This window comes from Janthinobacterium rivuli (assembly GCF_029690045.1).
Taxonomy (GTDB): Bacteria; Pseudomonadota; Gammaproteobacteria; order Burkholderiales; family Burkholderiaceae_D; genus Janthinobacterium; species Janthinobacterium rivuli.
Genome location: NZ_CP121464.1, coordinates 2,002,822 through 2,017,941 on the forward strand (window position 1 = coordinate 2,002,822; position 15,120 = coordinate 2,017,941).

The 15,120-nt window shown below is 65.6% G+C and carries 16 protein-coding genes; 6 read left to right on the forward strand and 10 right to left on the reverse strand.

Translation table 11 applies throughout. From position 1 onward, the window contains the following. Nucleotides 1–62: 62 nt before the first annotated feature. The 4 genes from P9875_RS09085 to P9875_RS09100 form a co-directional block, all read right to left on the reverse strand. Nucleotides 63–479, reverse strand: a complete 417-nt coding sequence (locus tag P9875_RS09085) for a hypothetical protein (protein WP_099404088.1) — start codon at nt 477–479, stop codon at nt 63–65. Nucleotides 480–760: 281 nt separating this feature from the next. Next, nucleotides 761–1,666 carry a ribosome small subunit-dependent GTPase A gene (gene rsgA / locus P9875_RS09090; RefSeq protein WP_034785059.1) on the reverse strand — a complete coding sequence of 302 codons (906 nt, stop codon included), beginning with the start codon at nt 1,664–1,666 and terminating at the stop codon, nt 761–763. After that, complete coding sequence (locus tag P9875_RS09095; RefSeq protein ID WP_278318173.1) at nt 1,663–2,028, reverse strand: 4a-hydroxytetrahydrobiopterin dehydratase; 366 nt, start codon at nt 2,026–2,028, stop codon at nt 1,663–1,665. Before P9875_RS09095 ends, rsgA begins: the two co-directional genes overlap by 4 nt. Continuing rightward, entirely contained in the window at nt 2,025–3,305 is a 1,281-nt protein-coding gene (locus P9875_RS09100; RefSeq protein WP_278318174.1) for a M48 family metallopeptidase, read from the reverse strand. The genes P9875_RS09095 and P9875_RS09100 overlap by 4 nt, the downstream gene beginning before the upstream one ends. A gap of 56 nt (nt 3,306–3,361) precedes the next feature. Between P9875_RS09100 and orn the strand changes: the two genes are divergently transcribed. After that, nucleotides 3,362–3,970 carry an oligoribonuclease gene (orn, locus tag P9875_RS09105; RefSeq protein WP_200880321.1) on the forward strand — a complete coding sequence of 203 codons (609 nt, stop codon included), beginning with the start codon at nt 3,362–3,364 and terminating at the stop codon, nt 3,968–3,970. Between the two features lie 90 nt (nt 3,971–4,060). On the opposite strand, the gene P9875_RS09110 is transcribed toward orn, so the two are convergent. Then, nucleotides 4,061–4,426, reverse strand: coding sequence for a hypothetical protein (locus P9875_RS09110; protein WP_099404085.1), 366 nt, complete (start codon nt 4,424–4,426; stop codon nt 4,061–4,063). After that, nucleotides 4,423–5,367, reverse strand: a complete 945-nt coding sequence (gene gcvA, locus P9875_RS09115) for a transcriptional regulator GcvA (protein WP_099404084.1) — start codon at nt 5,365–5,367, stop codon at nt 4,423–4,425. The genes P9875_RS09110 and gcvA overlap by 4 nt, the downstream gene beginning before the upstream one ends. Nucleotides 5,368–5,683: 316 nt before the next feature. Between gcvA and P9875_RS09120 the strand changes: the two genes are divergently transcribed. The 5 genes from P9875_RS09120 to P9875_RS09140 all read left to right on the forward strand — a co-directional run bounded on the left by P9875_RS09120 (nt 5,684) and on the right by P9875_RS09140 (nt 10,625). Continuing rightward, nucleotides 5,684–6,583, forward strand: a complete 900-nt coding sequence (locus P9875_RS09120; protein WP_058051029.1) for a DMT family transporter — start codon at nt 5,684–5,686, stop codon at nt 6,581–6,583. Between the two features lie 202 nt (nt 6,584–6,785). After that, nucleotides 6,786–7,871, forward strand: a complete 1,086-nt coding sequence (locus P9875_RS09125) for a hemin-degrading factor (RefSeq protein ID WP_278318807.1) — start codon at nt 6,786–6,788, stop codon at nt 7,869–7,871. Beyond that, nucleotides 7,859–8,785, forward strand: coding sequence for a heme/hemin ABC transporter substrate-binding protein (locus P9875_RS09130; RefSeq protein WP_278318175.1), 927 nt, complete (start codon nt 7,859–7,861; stop codon nt 8,783–8,785). Before P9875_RS09125 ends, P9875_RS09130 begins: the two co-directional genes overlap by 13 nt. After that, entirely contained in the window at nt 8,782–9,828 is a 1,047-nt protein-coding gene (locus P9875_RS09135; RefSeq protein ID WP_278318176.1) for a FecCD family ABC transporter permease, read from the forward strand. The genes P9875_RS09130 and P9875_RS09135 overlap by 4 nt, the downstream gene beginning before the upstream one ends. 8 nt (nt 9,829–9,836) lie before the next feature. Then, nucleotides 9,837–10,625 carry an ATP-binding cassette domain-containing protein gene (locus P9875_RS09140; protein ID WP_278318177.1) on the forward strand — a complete coding sequence of 263 codons (789 nt, stop codon included), beginning with the start codon at nt 9,837–9,839 and terminating at the stop codon, nt 10,623–10,625. 4 nt (nt 10,626–10,629) lie between these two features. Here P9875_RS09140 and P9875_RS09145 read toward each other — a convergent pair whose 3' ends face one another. From P9875_RS09145 to P9875_RS09160, 4 genes are read right to left on the reverse strand one after another with little or no spacing between them, the layout of a single operon-like run. Further along, a complete protein-coding gene (locus P9875_RS09145; RefSeq protein ID WP_278318178.1) occupies nt 10,630–11,064 on the reverse strand; it encodes a hypothetical protein in 435 nt (144 codons plus the stop codon). Continuing rightward, the gene (locus tag P9875_RS09150; RefSeq protein WP_278318179.1) at nt 11,061–12,500 is read right to left on the reverse strand and encodes an efflux transporter outer membrane subunit; all 1,440 of its coding nucleotides are present in this window, start codon (nt 12,498–12,500) and stop codon (nt 11,061–11,063) included. The genes P9875_RS09145 and P9875_RS09150 overlap by 4 nt, the downstream gene beginning before the upstream one ends. Continuing rightward, nucleotides 12,497–13,564: an HlyD family secretion protein gene (locus P9875_RS09155; RefSeq protein WP_278318180.1), complete on the reverse strand. Its 1,068-nt coding sequence runs from the start codon at nt 13,562–13,564 to the stop codon at nt 12,497–12,499. Before P9875_RS09155 ends, P9875_RS09150 begins: the two co-directional genes overlap by 4 nt. Before the next feature lie 26 nt (nt 13,565–13,590). After that, nucleotides 13,591–15,114: an MFS transporter gene (locus tag P9875_RS09160; RefSeq protein ID WP_278318181.1), complete on the reverse strand. Its 1,524-nt coding sequence runs from the start codon at nt 15,112–15,114 to the stop codon at nt 13,591–13,593. Nucleotides 15,115–15,120: the final 6 nt, after the last annotated feature.

Genomic DNA, 15,120 nt, shown 5'->3' on the forward strand with positions numbered 1-15,120 from the left:
GGCTGATGCACGCCCCGTGGGCAGGCTGGCGACGGCTTGCCTGCCGGTCGCCATGTGTCTGCTTAGCGGCCGGCGAAGTGCACGCTGCCGGCCGTTTCGCCCGCCTTGGCGATGGCGCCCGGAATATTGTTCAGTCCGGTGATGGCGATGACGTCGCCATCGTTGCGAAATTCCATGCGGGTGCCGCTGGCCGTTTCAAAGACGCCAGGTGCGCGGCCGAACAGTTCTACTTCGGGCTGTCCCTTGATTTGCGTGAAATAGCGGTTGACTTGCTGGCGCAGCAGCAAGGTATCGCCCGTGTCGAGCTGGTAGCGATTGCCATACTGGCTGAATTCCTGCGGGGCCAGTTTGTAGACCTTGCCGGAGACCTGCACCTTGTCCTGTTCGCCGATTTCCAGCGCGCTGGCGCTGAGGCAAGACAGGCCGAGGACGAGGGCGGCGCTACCGAGGGCCAGGGTACGCGAGAACGATGCTTTCATGATTTCACCTTGTGATCAAATGCGGGTTGGAGTTAGACCAATGTTGTCTCCAGCAGGTTCGCTGGCGGGGACAATGCCAAGGTAGCAAGTGGATGGGCGCCATGCCAGCGCAAAGCGATGAAACGCCGGAATCCGGCGCTGAAACGCGAAATCGGGCGATGGATGGTTTTGGAATGAATGGGGGAAAGCGAGCTGTTCAGCAGAATTTAATTCTGTTTAGCTTGTAATATTGGTTTTTTTGTCGGTTTGGCGCCCGCGCCGATGGCGGGCGCCAGGCGCGTTCAATACAGCGTTTGCGCCGACTCGTGCAGCAGCTGGCCGTACAGGGTATGGCGCATCTTGGCGATCTTGCCTTCAGACAAGGCTTGCAGGATGGCGCATTGCGGCTCGATCAGGTGGCGGCAGTTATAGAACTTGCAGCCGCCCAGGTAGGGCTGGAATTCGCGGAAGGCCCGCTCCAGCATACCTTCGGACAGGTGGTACAGGCCGAATTCCTGGAAACCGGGCGAATCGATGATGGAGCTGTTCGCGCCCAGTTCATCGAGCTTGTACAGGCGCGTAAAGGTCGTCGTGTGCTTGCCCGTGTCGAGCGCGGCCGAGATTTCGCGCACGGCGATGTCGGCGTCCGGCACCAGCAGGTTGATCAAGGACGACTTGCCCATGCCCGACTGGCCGATGAGGATGGACGACTGGCCCGCCAGCAACGGCGCCAGGGTGGCCACGGCGTGCTCGGGTTCGGCGCGGGCCGACACTTCATCGACGGGATAGCCCATCGAGGAATACGGCAGCAGGCGTTCGCGGGCGCGTTCCAGCGAAGCGGTCACGTCCGTTTTGTTGAGGATGATGCGCGCCTCGATGCCGGCCGCGTCGGCCGCCACCAGCGAGCGCGAGATCAGGTCGTCGGCAAAGCCCGGTTCCGTCGCCACGACGATGAACAGCTGCGTCAGGTTGGCGGCCAGCAATTTCGATTTGTACTGATCCGAGCGGTACAGCAAGGTCTTGCGTTCCTCGATGCGGTCGATGACGGCCTGGTCGTTGGAAGTGCGCGTCAGGTGCACGATGTCGCCCACGGCCACATTGGTTTTCTTGCCGCGCGTCACGCATTGCAGCTTGGCGCCGTCCACGTCGGCCAGGTAATGACGGCCGTGGGCGGCAATGATGACGCCTGTCAACTTGCCTTCGCTCATGCGGTCACCTGGCTGCTCTGGTAGATGAGGTCTGCCTTGGCGGCGCAGATGAAGTCGTTTTCGGACAGGCCGCCGGCGCCCTGGTTGACCGAGTGCGTGTCGTAGCGCACGGCGCAGGTTTTGTAAGTAATGATGAGCTCCGGATGGTGGTCTTGCGTATGGGTCATATAGGCCAGGGCGTTCACGAACGCCAGGGTCTGGTAGTAATTCTTGAAGCCGAAGTCGCGGCACAGCTTGCCGTTTTGCACGCTCCACTGCGGCAGCAGGGCGTGCAAGGTGGCGATGTCCGAGTCGCCCAGCGCCTGCTGGCGCGGCGTGCAGCTCAGTTGGGCCAGGTCCTGCGAAGTCGATGGCGTATTCATGCGGAAGCCCCTTTCAGGTGGCGGATGCGCACGCTGGCCGGCGGGTGGCTATCGTAAAAGGCCGAGTGCAGCGGGTCGGGCGTCAGGGTCGACGCATTGTCTTCATACATTTTGACGAGCGCCGAGACGAGGTCGTCCGCCTGCGTGTGCGTGGCGGCAAAGGCGTCCGCTTCGAATTCGTGCTTGCGCGAGCTGAGCGAGGTCAACGGTCCCAGCAGGAAAGTGAAGACGGGCAAGGCCAGCATGAACAGCAGCAGGGCCAGCGCGTCCGTCGGCTGGCCAGTGAGCGCCAGCGCGACAGGGTCGACACCGAGGCCCGCGTAAAACCACGGCTGCGTCTTCAGGAAGCCCAGCAGCGCGAGGAAACCGAGCGAGATGACGAACATCATGGCGATGCGCTTGACGATGTGCTTGAGCTTGAAGTGGCCCAGTTCATGCGCCAGCACGGCTTCGATTTCCTGCGGCGCCAGGCGCGACAGCAGGGTGTCGAAGAAAACGATGCGCTTGTTGGCGCCAAAACCCGAGAAATACGCATTGCCGTGGGCGCTGCGCTTCGAGCCATCCATGACGAACAGGCCTTTCGAGGCAAAGCCCACGCGCTGCATCAAGCCTTCGATGCGGCTTTTCAGCGCTTCGTCGGCCAGCGGCGTGAATTTGTTGAACAGCGGGGCGATGACGGTGGGGAACAGCACCATCATCAGCAGCTGGAAGCCGCTCCAGACGAACCACGCGTACAACCACCACAGGCCGCCCGACTTGGCCATCAGGGTCAGCACGACCCAGATCAGCGGCAGGCCGATGACGGCGCCCAGGGCCACGCCCTTGAGCATGTCCGTGAAGAACAGCTTGCGCGCCATGGTGTTGAAGCCGAAGCGCTGCTCCAGCACGAACTGGCGGTAATAGTCGAAGGGCAGGTCGATCAGGCCGGAAATGGCGGCAAAGGCGGCGATCAGGCCGATCTGGTACAGCATGGGCGAACCCGGCCCCATCCATTCATTCAGGTGCAGCGCCAGCCATTGCAGGCCGCCCAGCAGGGTAAAACCGATCAGCACGGCATAGTTGACCAGCAGGGTCAGCAGGCCAAATTTGGTCTTCGCCACCGTGTAGTCGGCCGCCTTCTGGTGCGCGGCCAGCGGGATTTTTTCCGCGAATTCGGGCGGGACAACGGCGCGGTGCGCCAGCACGTGGCGAATCTGCCGCGAAGCGAGCCAAAAGCGCACGGCGAGGGTCAAAACGAGGACGGATACAAACAAAATCGAAAACGCGAGTGAATACATTCTGTGCCTGTGAGAAAATGGCTGATTATTTAGTTTGATTAGGCCAAGAGAGAATTATGTCACAAGCGACCGACTTATCTGCACCCACCTCTGCATCCACTCCCGCACCCACGGTGCCGGCACGTCCAAACGAGATGAACCTGGTCTGGGTCGACATGGAAATGACGGGCCTGGAGCCCGATACCGACCGCATCATCGAGGTGGCGGTGGTGGTGACGGACATGCACTTGAACCTGCTGGCCGAAGGCCCCGTGTTCGTGATTCACCAGTCGGATGAAACCCTGAACAAGATGGATGCCTGGAACAAGGGCACGCACGGCCGCTCGGGCCTGATCGACAAGGTGAAAGCGTCGACCGTGACGGAAGCGCAGGCGGAGGCGGAACTGATCGCGTTCCTGAAGAAATACGTACCGGCAGGCAAGTCGCCCATGTGCGGCAACACCATCGGCCAGGACCGCCGCTTCATGGTGCGCGGCATGCCGAAGCTGGAAGCGTTCTTCCACTATCGCAATGTCGACGTATCGACACTCAAAGAACTGTGCAAGCGCTGGAAGCCTGAAATCGCCACCGGTTTCAAGAAGCACCAGAAGCACACGGCGCTGGCCGATATTCTGGAATCGGTCGAAGAGCTGAAATACTACCGCGAGCACTTCATTAAATTGTAATGTGTTGTCGGCTTACGCGCTGCGCGCTAAGCCGACCTACGGGGCATTACCTCCGCTTTCGTAGGTCGGCGTTGGTCGGCGTAGGTCGGCTTAGCGCCCTGGCGCGTAAGCCGACACATCCACCGCCTCAAAGACAAGACTGTGCCAAGCCTCATCCTCATCCTGCCACTCCAGCGCAAACGCCCCCGTTTGCCGTAAAGCCGTGATCCAGCGCACTTCGCCAGGCTGGCGGAAATATGCCGCGCACTGGCCGAACCCCTGTTCCAGCCGGCAAATCACCAATCCTTCTCCCGCCACGGCGCACCATTGTTCATGGCCATCGATCAAGGCCACGGCAGGATCGCCATAGAACTCGCCCACGCTGGCTTGCCGGCCATCGGCCGCCGTCACCGTGGCGTGTTCGTATTCATGCTGGACACTATATTCGGCGCTGCGCGCCAATTCCTGCTGAGTCATGCGGTCTCCACTATTGGCCAGACGGTTTCCTGGTCGGCGCGCGCCTCGGCGATCAGCCATTCGCAGAAGGCATGCACGAGGGGCCGTGTTTCCGCCTGGGGCGAGCGCAGCAGATAATAGCAGTGGGGGCCGCGCACGGCGTGTTCGAACACGCGCACCAGCCGGCCCGAGCGCAGGTCGTCGCCGATCAGGGGGCTGGCGGCGATGGCCACGCCCTGGCCGCTGGCGGCCGCGTCCAGGCACAGATAGGTGTGCGAAAAGCGCGCGCCGCTGTTGCCGCTATTGCCGCTGTAGTGCACGCCGCAGCTGTGCAGCCAGCGCGTCCAGTCGATTTCGCCGGGCAGATGCACTTCCGGCTCGTCGTGCAGCAGCGGGTAGCGCAGCAGGTCGCCGGGCTGGCGCAGGCTGGCGGCGTTGGCGCGGAAATCGGGGCTGCAGACGGCGGAAAACCATTCTTCCATCAATAAATCCACTTTGAGGCCCGGATAGCGGCCCGGTCCCAGGCGGATGGCCACGTCCACGCCATCGCGCGCCAGGTCGACCGGATGCATCGACGCCAGCACGCGCAGCTCGATCTGCGGATAGCGGTCGCGCAGGCGGCCCAGGCGCGGCATCAGCCAGCGCGAGACGAGCGAGCTGGTGGCCGTCACCGTCACCACCTTGTCGTCGCCCTGGCGCCGCGCCTGCTCGGACACGTCGGCCAGCTGGTTGAGGATCGGCCCCAGCGAGGCCGCATAGCGCTGCCCAGCATTGGTCAGCACCACGCCGCGCGGCAGGCGCTGGAACAGCACGATGCCGAGCCATGCTTCCAGCTGTTTCACGTGGTGGCCGATGGCGCCGGCCGAGACGTGCAATTCTTCGCCCGCGCGCTGGAAGCCTTCATGGCGGGCGGCCGCCTCGAAAGCGTGCAGGGCGGCGAGTGGGGGCAAGGGACGTGACATGGCACTCTCAAGAGAATTGAGCCTCAGTAATATTCGGCCTATCCGTGAAGAATATTGGTTTGTTTCATTTTGCGCAAGCGAATATGATGCCGCTTATGTGTGAAGCGACCCGCAATAGGATTCACGCATGTATTTCACGTACGCATCACCTTCCAGCCTTGCTTGGCATTAATATTTACAACGCCTGGGAAAACCGTCGCGAGCGGCAGTGATTTGTGGCCGAGAAGCGCAACCGTACTTCAGTACGGTGAGCATCGCCGGCCGCAAAGCGCGACGCGCAGCAGGTTTACCCTGGCGTACTCAAAGAGGTTTAGTCATGTCTGATCGCCGCGCTGTTGCGCTGGTGTTGCTGTCGGCCGCCGGTTTCGGCAGTTCCGCAGTGTTTGCCAAGGCGGCATATGCGTCCGGGGTCAACCCGTCGACCATGCTGGCCTTGCGTTTCGTCATCGCCGCCATGCTCTTGCTGCCGCTCGTGTGGCTCGGTGGCTGGCGCTTGCCGCGCGGCCGCCTGCTGGCCGGCTACATGCTGATGGGCCTGATGTACACGGCCCAGTCGCAAGGCTATTTCAATGCCCTGATGTATGCCAGCAGCGGCCTGTGCGGCATGTTGCTGTATGTGTATCCCGTGCTGGTGACGATCCTCGCGCTGGCGCTGGGCTGGGAAAAGCTGGACCGCCGCATGCTCGTGCTGATGGCGCTGGCCATTGCCGGCATGGCCATCACCCTGGGCGGCAAGCTGCAGGGCCAACCCATCGGCATCGCGCTGGCATTGATGGCCGCCGGGGTGTATGCCGTGTACATCCTGTTTGGCAACAGCCTGTCGAAAAGCCGCGAGAATATTCACCCATTGGCCGCCTGCGTGGTGATCCTGGGCACGGCCGGCCTGTCGAACAGCGCGATTGCCTTGTGGCAAGGCGTGTCTTTGCCGGGCACGGCGACGGGCTGGCTGGCCGTCAGCGCCATCGCCCTGTTCTCGACGGCCATCGCGATTGCCGCCTTCTTTGCCGGCGTGGCGCAAATCGGCGCGGCCAAGGCGTCCATCATTTCCACGTTTGAACCCGTCATCACGATGGCGTTCGGCGTGACCTTGCTGAAGGAATCCGTGAGCGGCACGCAATTGCTGGGCGGCGCCATGGTGCTGGCCGCCGTCGTCTTGCTGGCGCAGCGTCCCACTGCCAAGCCGGTCTCCATGCCGGCCGTGCAAGCGAGCGCCTGACCTTTTTTCCCGAACTGATCGGTTGTATTGATCGGTCTCCTTTGCGCCGCGACGGGTTTCCTGTCGCGGCGCTTTTTTTTGGCCGCGCACAAATAACTCTTGATTGCGAATGATTCTCATTTATAATTGATTTCAAGATTCCCCACCACCAGCCAGCCCATGCCAGCCAGTGTTCGCCTTGAAAGGAGACACCGTGACGAGCATGCCCCCTATTTGCAACACCGAGCTGGTCGCCAGCGAATTTGCCCGCCTGCGCCGCGAAAAGAAAGCCCGCCACCGCGACATCGCCGAGGAACTGGCCATTTCCGAAGGCGAGCTGATCGCCGCGCATGCGGGCCTGTCGCTGGCCGATGGCGCCTTGCTGGGCGCCGAGCGCCTGCAGGCCGACTGGCCCGCCATCGTCCAGGCGCTGGAGCCGCTGGGCGAAGTCATGGCGTTGACGCGCAACGCTTCGTGCGTGCATGAAAAGACGGGTGTCTATCGAAAAGCTAGTCACAACAACCACGTGGGCCTGGTGCTCGGCGGCGACATCGACTTGCGCGTGTTTTACCGCCAGTGGGCGCATGGCTTTGCCGTTCGCGAGATGGGAGAAAAGGAAGTGCAGCGCAGCCTGCAATTTTTCGATGCTGCCGGCCACGCCGTGCACAAGATTTTTCTCAAGCCGCAAAGCGACGTGGCCGCCTACGATGCGCTGGTGACGCGCTTCGCCGACGCGGACCAGGCGGCCGGCATCGCCGTGACGGCAGCGGCGGCGCCGCCGGCCGAATTGCCCGACGCGCAGATCGACGTGGCCGGCTTTCGCGCCGCCTGGGCCGATTTGCGCGACACGCATGAATTTTTCACTTTGCTGAAAAAATATTCGGTCTCGCGCCTGCAAGGCCTGCGCCTGGCCGAGGCGCGCTTCGTGCAGCAGCTCGACAAATCCTGCGTGCTCGACCTGCTCAATAACGCCGCCCTCGAAAAGGTGGCCATCATGGCCTTCGTCGGCAATGCCGGCATGATCCAGATCCATTCGGGGCCCGTGCACAAGATCGCCGTGATGGGGCCGTGGATCAATGTCCTCGACACGCGCTTCAACCTGCATTTGCGCGAAGACCATATCGCCAGCGCGTGGGTGGTGAAAAAGCCGACCGTCGATGGCCTGGTGACGTCGGTGGAACTGTTCGACGCCAAGGGCGACACCATCGTCATGTTCTTCGGCGAACGCAAGCCGGGCGTGCATGAACTGTGCGAATGGCGCAACGTCGTCGAGCGCGTGCTGCAGGAGGGCGAACTATGCGCCGCATGATCGCCGCCAGCGTGGCGCGCCGCATCGCGCTGAAAAAAATGGGGGCGGGCGCGCTGGCGCTGGCCGCGCCGATGCAGGTGCTGGCCGCCGTGTCCGACGCGGCCAAGCCGGTGATCAAGGCGCGGCGCATCGTCAGCGTCGGCGGCGCCCTGACGGAAATCGTCTATGCGCTCGAGGCGCAGGGCGAACTGGTGGGCGTCGATACCACCTCGCTGTATCCGGCCGTGGCGCAACAGCTGCCGCAGGTCGGTTATGCGCGCACCCTGTCGGCCGAGGGCGTGCTGTCGCTGGCGCCCACGCAGCTGATCGCCACCGAGGAAGCGGGACCGTCGGCGGTGCTGCGCCAGGTGCGCGACGCGGGCGTGCCGGTGGCGGTGCTGAACGCGAATAACCAGTTCGAAGGTTTGATTGAACGGGTCAAACAGGTGGGCCAGATCATGGGCCGTGCCGACCCCGCCGCGCGCCTGGCGCAAGCCTTGCAGCAGCAGTGGGACGGCGCCCTGGGCAAGGTGCGCCAGCGCCAGCATGCACCCGTGCGCGTGCTGTTCATCCTCGCCCATGCGCCGAACCAGGTGATGGTGGGCGGGCGCGAGACGGGCGCCGACGCCATGCTGGCGTATGCGGGCGCCGTCAACGTGATGGGCGGGCAGGGTGGATTCGCCGGCTACAAACCGCTGACGCCCGAAGCCGTGATCGCCGCGCGGCCCGACGTCGTGCTCGTCACGGACCAGGGCTTGAAGGCCTCGGGCGGCGTGGACGGCATCCTGAAACTGCCAGGCCTGGCGCAGACGCCGGCCGGGCGCAAGCAGCGCATCGTGTCGCTGGAAGCCATGCTGCTCTTGGGCTTCGGCCCGCGCATGCCGCAGGCGCTGGCGGAACTCGACGCCGCCTTCGCGAAAGCCATGACTGCATGAACGTGCGCGCGATGACGCCGGCAGTGTCCTGGCCACGCTGGGGTGCTGGCGGCATGCTGGCTGTGGCGTTGTTTGCCGGTCTGCTCATCGCCGTGCAGGCGGGCGCCGTGTCCGTGACGCTGGCCGACTGGCTGGCGCCGTTTCAAGCGGGCGACGATGCATTGTCCGGCGGCGCGTATGTGCTGTGGCATATCCGTTTGCCGCGCGCCCTGTTCGCCATCCTGATCGGCGCCGCGCTGGCGCTGGCCGGCGGCCTGACGCAAGGGCTGTTTCGCAATCCGCTGGCCGATCCGGGGCTGCTGGGCGTGAGCAGCGGCGCCGCCTGCGCGGGCGCGGCCACCATCGTCTTCGCCGCCAGCCTGCACGTGGCGCCCGAGCTGCGCGTGTGGCTGCTGCCGGGGGCCGCGTTTGGCGGCGCCATGCTCATTTGCGTGCTGCTCGACCGGGTCGCCCGTTGGGCCACCCCCGGTTCCATCGTCGGCCTGCTGTTGACGGGCGTGGCGCTGAACGCCATCACGGTGGCCGTCATGGGCCTGTGCATCTACCTGGCCAGCGACGACCAGCTGCGCACCCTGACTTTCTGGACCCTCGGTTCGCTGTCGGCCGGCAGCTGGCGCCAGGTGGCGGCTTTGCTGCTGGTGCTGGCCGGCGCGCTGTGGGCCACGCGCTTCCTGATGCGCTCATTGAACGCGCTGGCGCTGGGCGAGGCGCAGGCGCTGCATGTGGGCATCGACGTGGGCCGGCTGCGCACGCAGGTCATCGTGCTGGTGGCCGTGCTGACGGGCTTTGCCGTCGCCTGGTGCGGCGGCATCGGTTTTATCGGCCTGATCGCGCCGCACCTGGTGCGCACCTGGCTGGGCGCCGACCAGCGCCGTGTGCTACCGCTGTCCATGCTGGCCGGCGGCTTGCTGCTGCTGTTGGCCGACACCCTGGCGCGCACGGTCGCCATTCCCGCGGAAGTCCCCGTCGGCATTTTCACGGCCTTGCTGGGCGGGCCATTTTTTCTGATGCTGTTGCGGCGCTTCCGCCACGGCACCGCCTAGAGGTGAACATGACGCCCCTGCTGGAACTCTCCTTCGCCACCACCCAACTGGGCCAGCAGTATTTCGGCCCCTTCAATGTGCGGGTGGCGCCCGGCGAACGTATCGCCATCCTCGGCCCCAGCGGCGCCGGCAAGTCGACCCTGCTCAAACTGATGGCGCGCGAACTGCAGCCGCAGGCGGGCCAGGTGGCGTTCGCCGGCCGTCCCCTGGCGCAGTGGCCGCTGGCCGACCTGGCGCGGTGCCGCGCCGTGTTGCCGCAAGGCTCGCACGTGGCCTTCGGATTGCAGTGCGAACTGGTGATCGGCCTGGGAAGAGTGGCGCGCCTGGTCGACCCGCAATTGGGACGGATCGTGCAGGACGCCGCCGCCCTGGCGCACGCCGGGAATTTGCTGGGCCGGCGCCTGGACACTTTATCCGGCGGCGAACAGGCGAGGGTGCAGCTGGCGCGTATCTTCGCGCAGATGTGGGATGTCAAAGATGGCTTGATACTCGTCGACGAACCGCTGGCGGCGCTCGATCCCGGCCTGCAGTTCGATCTGCTCGACAGCCTGCAGCAGTTCTGCACCGCACGCGGCCACGCCGTCATCGCCATCCTGCACGACATCAATCATGCCTTGCTGGGTTTCGAGCGCCTGCTGCTGGTGCGTTCGGGCCAGTTGGTCGCCGACATCGCCAGCGATGCCGGCGCCGTGCCCGCCCTGGCCGCGCTGTACGGCATCGCCCTGACGACGGCCACCAGCAGCGATGGCCACGTGTGCGTCATCCCTGCCAGAAGCGCCGTGCGCCGGGCCGCCTAGATTGCTACCACACGTCCACCGCGCGCGGCCGCGCCATCTGGCCGCTGCCCAGCAGCCACACCATCAGGGCCTCGGCCTGTTCGCGCGTGGCCGCCACTTCCTGCAGGATGCCGAAGGCTTTCATGGCGCCGGCCGCCATCGCCTGCAGGCGCGCGCGCCGTTCCGCATCCGCCTCGATGGACACGAGGCCCCGGCAAAGGGTGGCCAGCGCCACCTTGTTGTGCTTGAGCCACAGGCCGCGCCGCTTGCGGTCGACGTGCGCTTCATCGCTGCGCTCCTCTTCGAACAGCATGACGAACGGTACACCATGACGCAGCAGGGCGTCCATGTCGTTTTCCCACAGCGGGGCATAGCCGGTGACGGCCGTTTCAGGGCGAAAGCGCACGATGGGAAAGTCGCTGACGTCGTGGATGGAAAAATGGGCGGGATTCGGTTTCATGGCGTGCTTCCTTGTGAGGTGCTTGAAAAGGCTTGCCAGCCGCCGCCCAGCGCCTTGTAGACCTGGACCAGCGACAGCGAGGCGGTGGCGCGGCTGTCGACCAGCGCCGCTTCGTTGTTCAATAAGGTGTTTTGCACGTGCAGCACATTGATCAGGTCCGTGCCGCCCTGGCGGTATTGCAGCTCCGCGCTGCCCAGCGCGCGTCGTCCCTGCTTGACGGCTTCATCGAGGCTGGCCTGGCGGCGCTGGTTCGCCTGGTAGCCAGACAGCGCGTCTTCCACTTCGTGCCAGGCGGCCAGCACGGTCTGGCGGTAGGCGATGGCCGCTTCCTGCTGCTGCGCCTCGCGCAATTGCAGCTTGCCGCGCAGACGGCCGCCATCGAACAGGGGCACGCTGAAGCCGGGACCGAAGGCAAAGCGTTTGGCGTCCCAGCCGATGTCGGACAGCTGCATCGCTTGCAGGCCGATGCTGCCCGAGAGCGTGATGCGCGGATAAAAATCGCCTTGCGCCACGCCGATGGCGGCCGTGGCCGCGTGCAGCTGCGCTTCGGCGCGGCGGATGTCGGGCCGCCGCTCGGCCAGGCTGCTGGGTACGCCCAGCTGCACCTGCATGGCCACAACAGGGATCTCCTTGCTGGCCGCCAGTTCCGCCCGCAGCGACTGCGGCGGCAACGCCAGCAAGAGGGCGAGGGCATTGCCCAGGCGCGCTTCGCGCTGCTGCAGCGGCGGCAACCGCGCTTCGATGGTGGCGACATGGGCCGCCGCCTCGGCCTCGTCGAGCTGCGTCGCCGCGCCTTCGCGCAGGCGGATGCGGGTCAGGTTCAAGGTATGGCGGGCGATATCGAGCAGCTGCTGCGTGATGGCCAGGGTCTGCTGCGCGCCGCGCAGCTCGATGTAGTCGCGCGCCGTCTCGGCCAGCACGGCCAGCAGCACGCCGCGTTGCGTTTCCTGGGCCGCGTCGACGCGCGCGTCAGCCGCTTCCACTTCGCGCCGCACGCGGCCCCACAGGTCCAGCTCCCAGGCCGCATCGAGATTGCTTTGCCACAGGCTGTAGGCGGACTGGCCGTTGTTGCGCGACGGGTCGCTCAAGCCTTGTTCGCTGTTACGCGCGCGGCCATAGCTGCCATTTGCGCCCAGCGACGGGCCTTGCGCGGCGCCGATGACTCCGCGCGCGGCGCGACTCTGTTCCAGTCGGCTGGCGGCCGCCAGCACGTCGAGATTGGCGCCGGCGGCGCGCTGCAGCAGGGACGACAGAGTCGTGTCGCCAAAGCTGTCCCACCAGCGCTGCTCGATGGCGCCATCCTGTGCCGCCGCGAAGCGGGCATCTTCCGCCTGACGCCATTGCTGACCCAGGTCATGGTGCGGACGCTGGAAGTCGGTGCCGACGCTGGCGCAGCCGGCCAGACCCAGGGCCGTGATGAGTATCAGTGCTTTCATCGCGCGCTCACCTGTGTCAATGCTTGACGGCGCATGGCTGTATCGATGCGCACTTCGGCCGACATTCCCACGCGCAGGCGCTGTTCGCCATCCTGGCCCGGATCGAGCGCGATCCGCACGGGGATGCGCTGCACCACCTTGGTGAAGTTGCCGGTGGCGTTTTCCGGCGCGATGGCGGCAAACGTCACGCCCGTGGCGGGCGCGATGCTGTGCACCGTGCCGTGCAGGAGTGCGCCCGGGTAGGCGTCGACGGCGATGCTGGCGCGCTGGCCCTGGCGCACGTGCGTCAGCTGGGTTTCCTGCAGGTTGGCGACGACGAAGCTGCGGTTCAGGGGCACCACGGCCATCAGGCTGGCGCCAGGCGCCACGAGGGCGCCGACGCGCACGGCGCGGCGTCCCACGATGCCGTCGATGGGGGCGTGCAGCTGCGTATGCGACAGATCCAGTTCGGCCCGTTGCAGGCTGGCCTTTGCGCGCAGCAGGGCCGCTTCGGCCGCGCCTTGCTGCGCTTGCAAAATGTCCGTCTGCTTGCGCGTGGCGACGAGGGCGGCGCGGTTTTGCGCCAGGCGCGCGCGGCTCACGTCGAAGCGCGATTGCGCCTGCTGCGCGTTCTGCACGCTGCCCGCGCCCTGGCCGGCCAGGTGCGTTGACCGGGCCAGTTCCTGCTGCGCCAGTTTGTCTTCCGCCTGGTTGGCGTCGACCAGGGTGCTGGCTTGTTCGATCACCGATTGCTGGCGCTGCACCGTGGCGCGGGCAGTGGCCAGCTGCGCTTCGGCGCCCGCGACTTCGGCGCGGGCCGAGGCGGCGGCGGCCTGGTAATCTCGGTCGTCGATGCGCGCCAGCAGCTGGCCCGCCTTGACAGCCTGGTTGTCTTCCACCAGCACATCGCGCACGATGCCGCCCACCTTGGGCGAGAGCACGGTGTAGTCGGCGCTGACGAAGGCGTCGTCGGTGCCTTCTTCGCTGGGGGAAAACAGCAGTTGCCAGGCGCAGAAGGCGAGGGCGCCGGCCAGCAGGGCCAGGCCGAGAAGAAAGGCGCGCGAGCGTAGTATGGGTTTTTGCATGGTGAAGCTCTTTCGTAAAATGAAAATCAAGCGGCGCGCGGCGGATAGACGCGCGTCGGCAGGATGGGGATGATCACAATCATGGCCAGCGCGATGGCGGCCACGGTGAGGTACAGGTCGGACGAGGTCAGGGTGACGACTTGCGCGTGCATGCGCTGTGCCAGCCCTGGCACATCGACGGCGTCCGGCAGATTGCCCAGGCGTTCGCTGAGCACCGTCGAATGAAAATGGTTGCGGCGCGTGATCAGCGCATCGAGCACGCCGGTGGCGACGACGGCCGACATGCCCTTGATGGTGTTGAACCAGGCCGAGGCGAACGGGCCATCCTGCGGCGCCAGGCCCGTGGTGGCCAGCAGCAGCAAGGGAATCACGGCCATTGGTTGCGCGAAGATCTGCACCGCTTGCAGCAGGTAGAAATGCGTGCGGATCCAGTCGGGCGACATGCGCGCGCCGAGCACGCAGGAGACGGCCAGCATGCCCAGGCCGATGGCCAGCACCCAGCGGCAGTCGACGGCGCGCAGATTGCACAGGGCGGCCACCAGCGGCAGCGCGATCAGCTGCGGCAGCGCCACCATCAGCATCACGGGCGCCGTTTGCAGCGGGCGGTAGGCATGTACCTGCGCCAGGTAGGACGAGGGGATCAGGATCACGGCCAGCAGCACGAACAGCACGCCGCCCAGGGTCAGCAGGGCATGACTGAGGTTGCGCCGCGACAGCAGCTGCAGCTTGAAGAACGGCAGCGGATGCGACCACTCGTTGATGAAAAACAAACCCAGCAGCACGGCGCCGCCGCCCAGCAGCACGCAGATCAGCGGCGAGGCGAACCACGCCAGGCGTTCGCCCTGCAGCAAGCCGACCACCAGCATGCTGATGGCGGGCAGGCCAAGCAGCAGGCCGCGCCAGTCGAACTGGCGCAAGCGTTCGAGGCGCAGCGGGTCTTGCGGTAAGCCCCAGGACACCATCAGCAGGGCGACGATGCTGCCCGGGACGACTTGCCAGAAGGCCCATTGCCAGCCCAGGTATTCGGTCCAGAAGGCGGCCAGCGGCGTGCCCAGGCTGGGGCCGAAAGTGGCGCTCAGCGCATAGCCGCCCAGGCCATACAGCTTGATGTTGGGCGGCAGGAAGCGCAGGGCCACCGTCATCAGCATGGGCGGCAGGGCGCCGCCGGCCGCGCCCTGCACCACGCGCAGAACCATCAGCACGGACAGGTTCGGGGCGAATGGGCACAGCAGGCCGGCGGCCATGCAGACGATGATGGCGGCTGCCGTCAGGCGGCGCAGCGAGAAGGTGACGGAACACCACGGCGCGAACGCCATGGCCGACACCGAGGCGGCCGCATACAGGGCGACGAGCCAGCTGGCGTCGTCGCGCGCGATGTCCATGGCGCCGCGGATGTCGGCCAGCGCGACCTTGGTGATGTTTTCATTCAGGCCGGACACCAGCACGGCCAGCAGCACACCGGCCAGGCCGGTGGCCAGGCGCAGGCCGAAAGCAGGTGGGACGGGAGGCGCGGCCGCAGGGGCGGCGCCGGGAAGGGGTACAGCGGACACAGGGAA

Bases quoted from the DNA above. Each gene is read 5' to 3' on its own strand.
- P9875_RS09085 (WP_099404088.1), bottom strand. From the start codon at position 479: ATGAAAGCATCGTTCTCGCGTACCCTGGCCCTCGGTAGCGCCGCCCTC.
- rsgA (WP_034785059.1), bottom strand. From the start codon at position 1,666: ATGAGCGAAGGCAAGTTGACAGGCGTCATCATTGCCGCCCACGGCCGT.
- P9875_RS09095 (WP_278318173.1), bottom strand. From the start codon at position 2,028: ATGAATACGCCATCGACTTCGCAGGACCTGGCCCAACTGAGCTGCACG.
- P9875_RS09100 (WP_278318174.1), bottom strand. From the start codon at position 3,305: ATGTATTCACTCGCGTTTTCGATTTTGTTTGTATCCGTCCTCGTTTTG.
- orn (WP_200880321.1), top strand. From the start codon at position 3,362: ATGTCACAAGCGACCGACTTATCTGCACCCACCTCTGCATCCACTCCC.
- P9875_RS09110 (WP_099404085.1), bottom strand. From the start codon at position 4,426: ATGACTCAGCAGGAATTGGCGCGCAGCGCCGAATATAGTGTCCAGCAT.
- gcvA (WP_099404084.1), bottom strand. From the start codon at position 5,367: ATGTCACGTCCCTTGCCCCCACTCGCCGCCCTGCACGCTTTCGAGGCG.
- P9875_RS09120 (WP_058051029.1), top strand. From the start codon at position 5,684: ATGTCTGATCGCCGCGCTGTTGCGCTGGTGTTGCTGTCGGCCGCCGGT.
- P9875_RS09125 (WP_278318807.1), top strand. From the start codon at position 6,786: ATGCCCCCTATTTGCAACACCGAGCTGGTCGCCAGCGAATTTGCCCGC.
- P9875_RS09130 (WP_278318175.1), top strand. From the start codon at position 7,859: ATGCGCCGCATGATCGCCGCCAGCGTGGCGCGCCGCATCGCGCTGAAA.
- P9875_RS09135 (WP_278318176.1), top strand. From the start codon at position 8,782: ATGAACGTGCGCGCGATGACGCCGGCAGTGTCCTGGCCACGCTGGGGT.
- P9875_RS09140 (WP_278318177.1), top strand. From the start codon at position 9,837: ATGACGCCCCTGCTGGAACTCTCCTTCGCCACCACCCAACTGGGCCAG.
- P9875_RS09145 (WP_278318178.1), bottom strand. From the start codon at position 11,064: ATGAAACCGAATCCCGCCCATTTTTCCATCCACGACGTCAGCGACTTT.
- P9875_RS09150 (WP_278318179.1), bottom strand. From the start codon at position 12,500: ATGAAAGCACTGATACTCATCACGGCCCTGGGTCTGGCCGGCTGCGCC.
- P9875_RS09155 (WP_278318180.1), bottom strand. From the start codon at position 13,564: ATGCAAAAACCCATACTACGCTCGCGCGCCTTTCTTCTCGGCCTGGCC.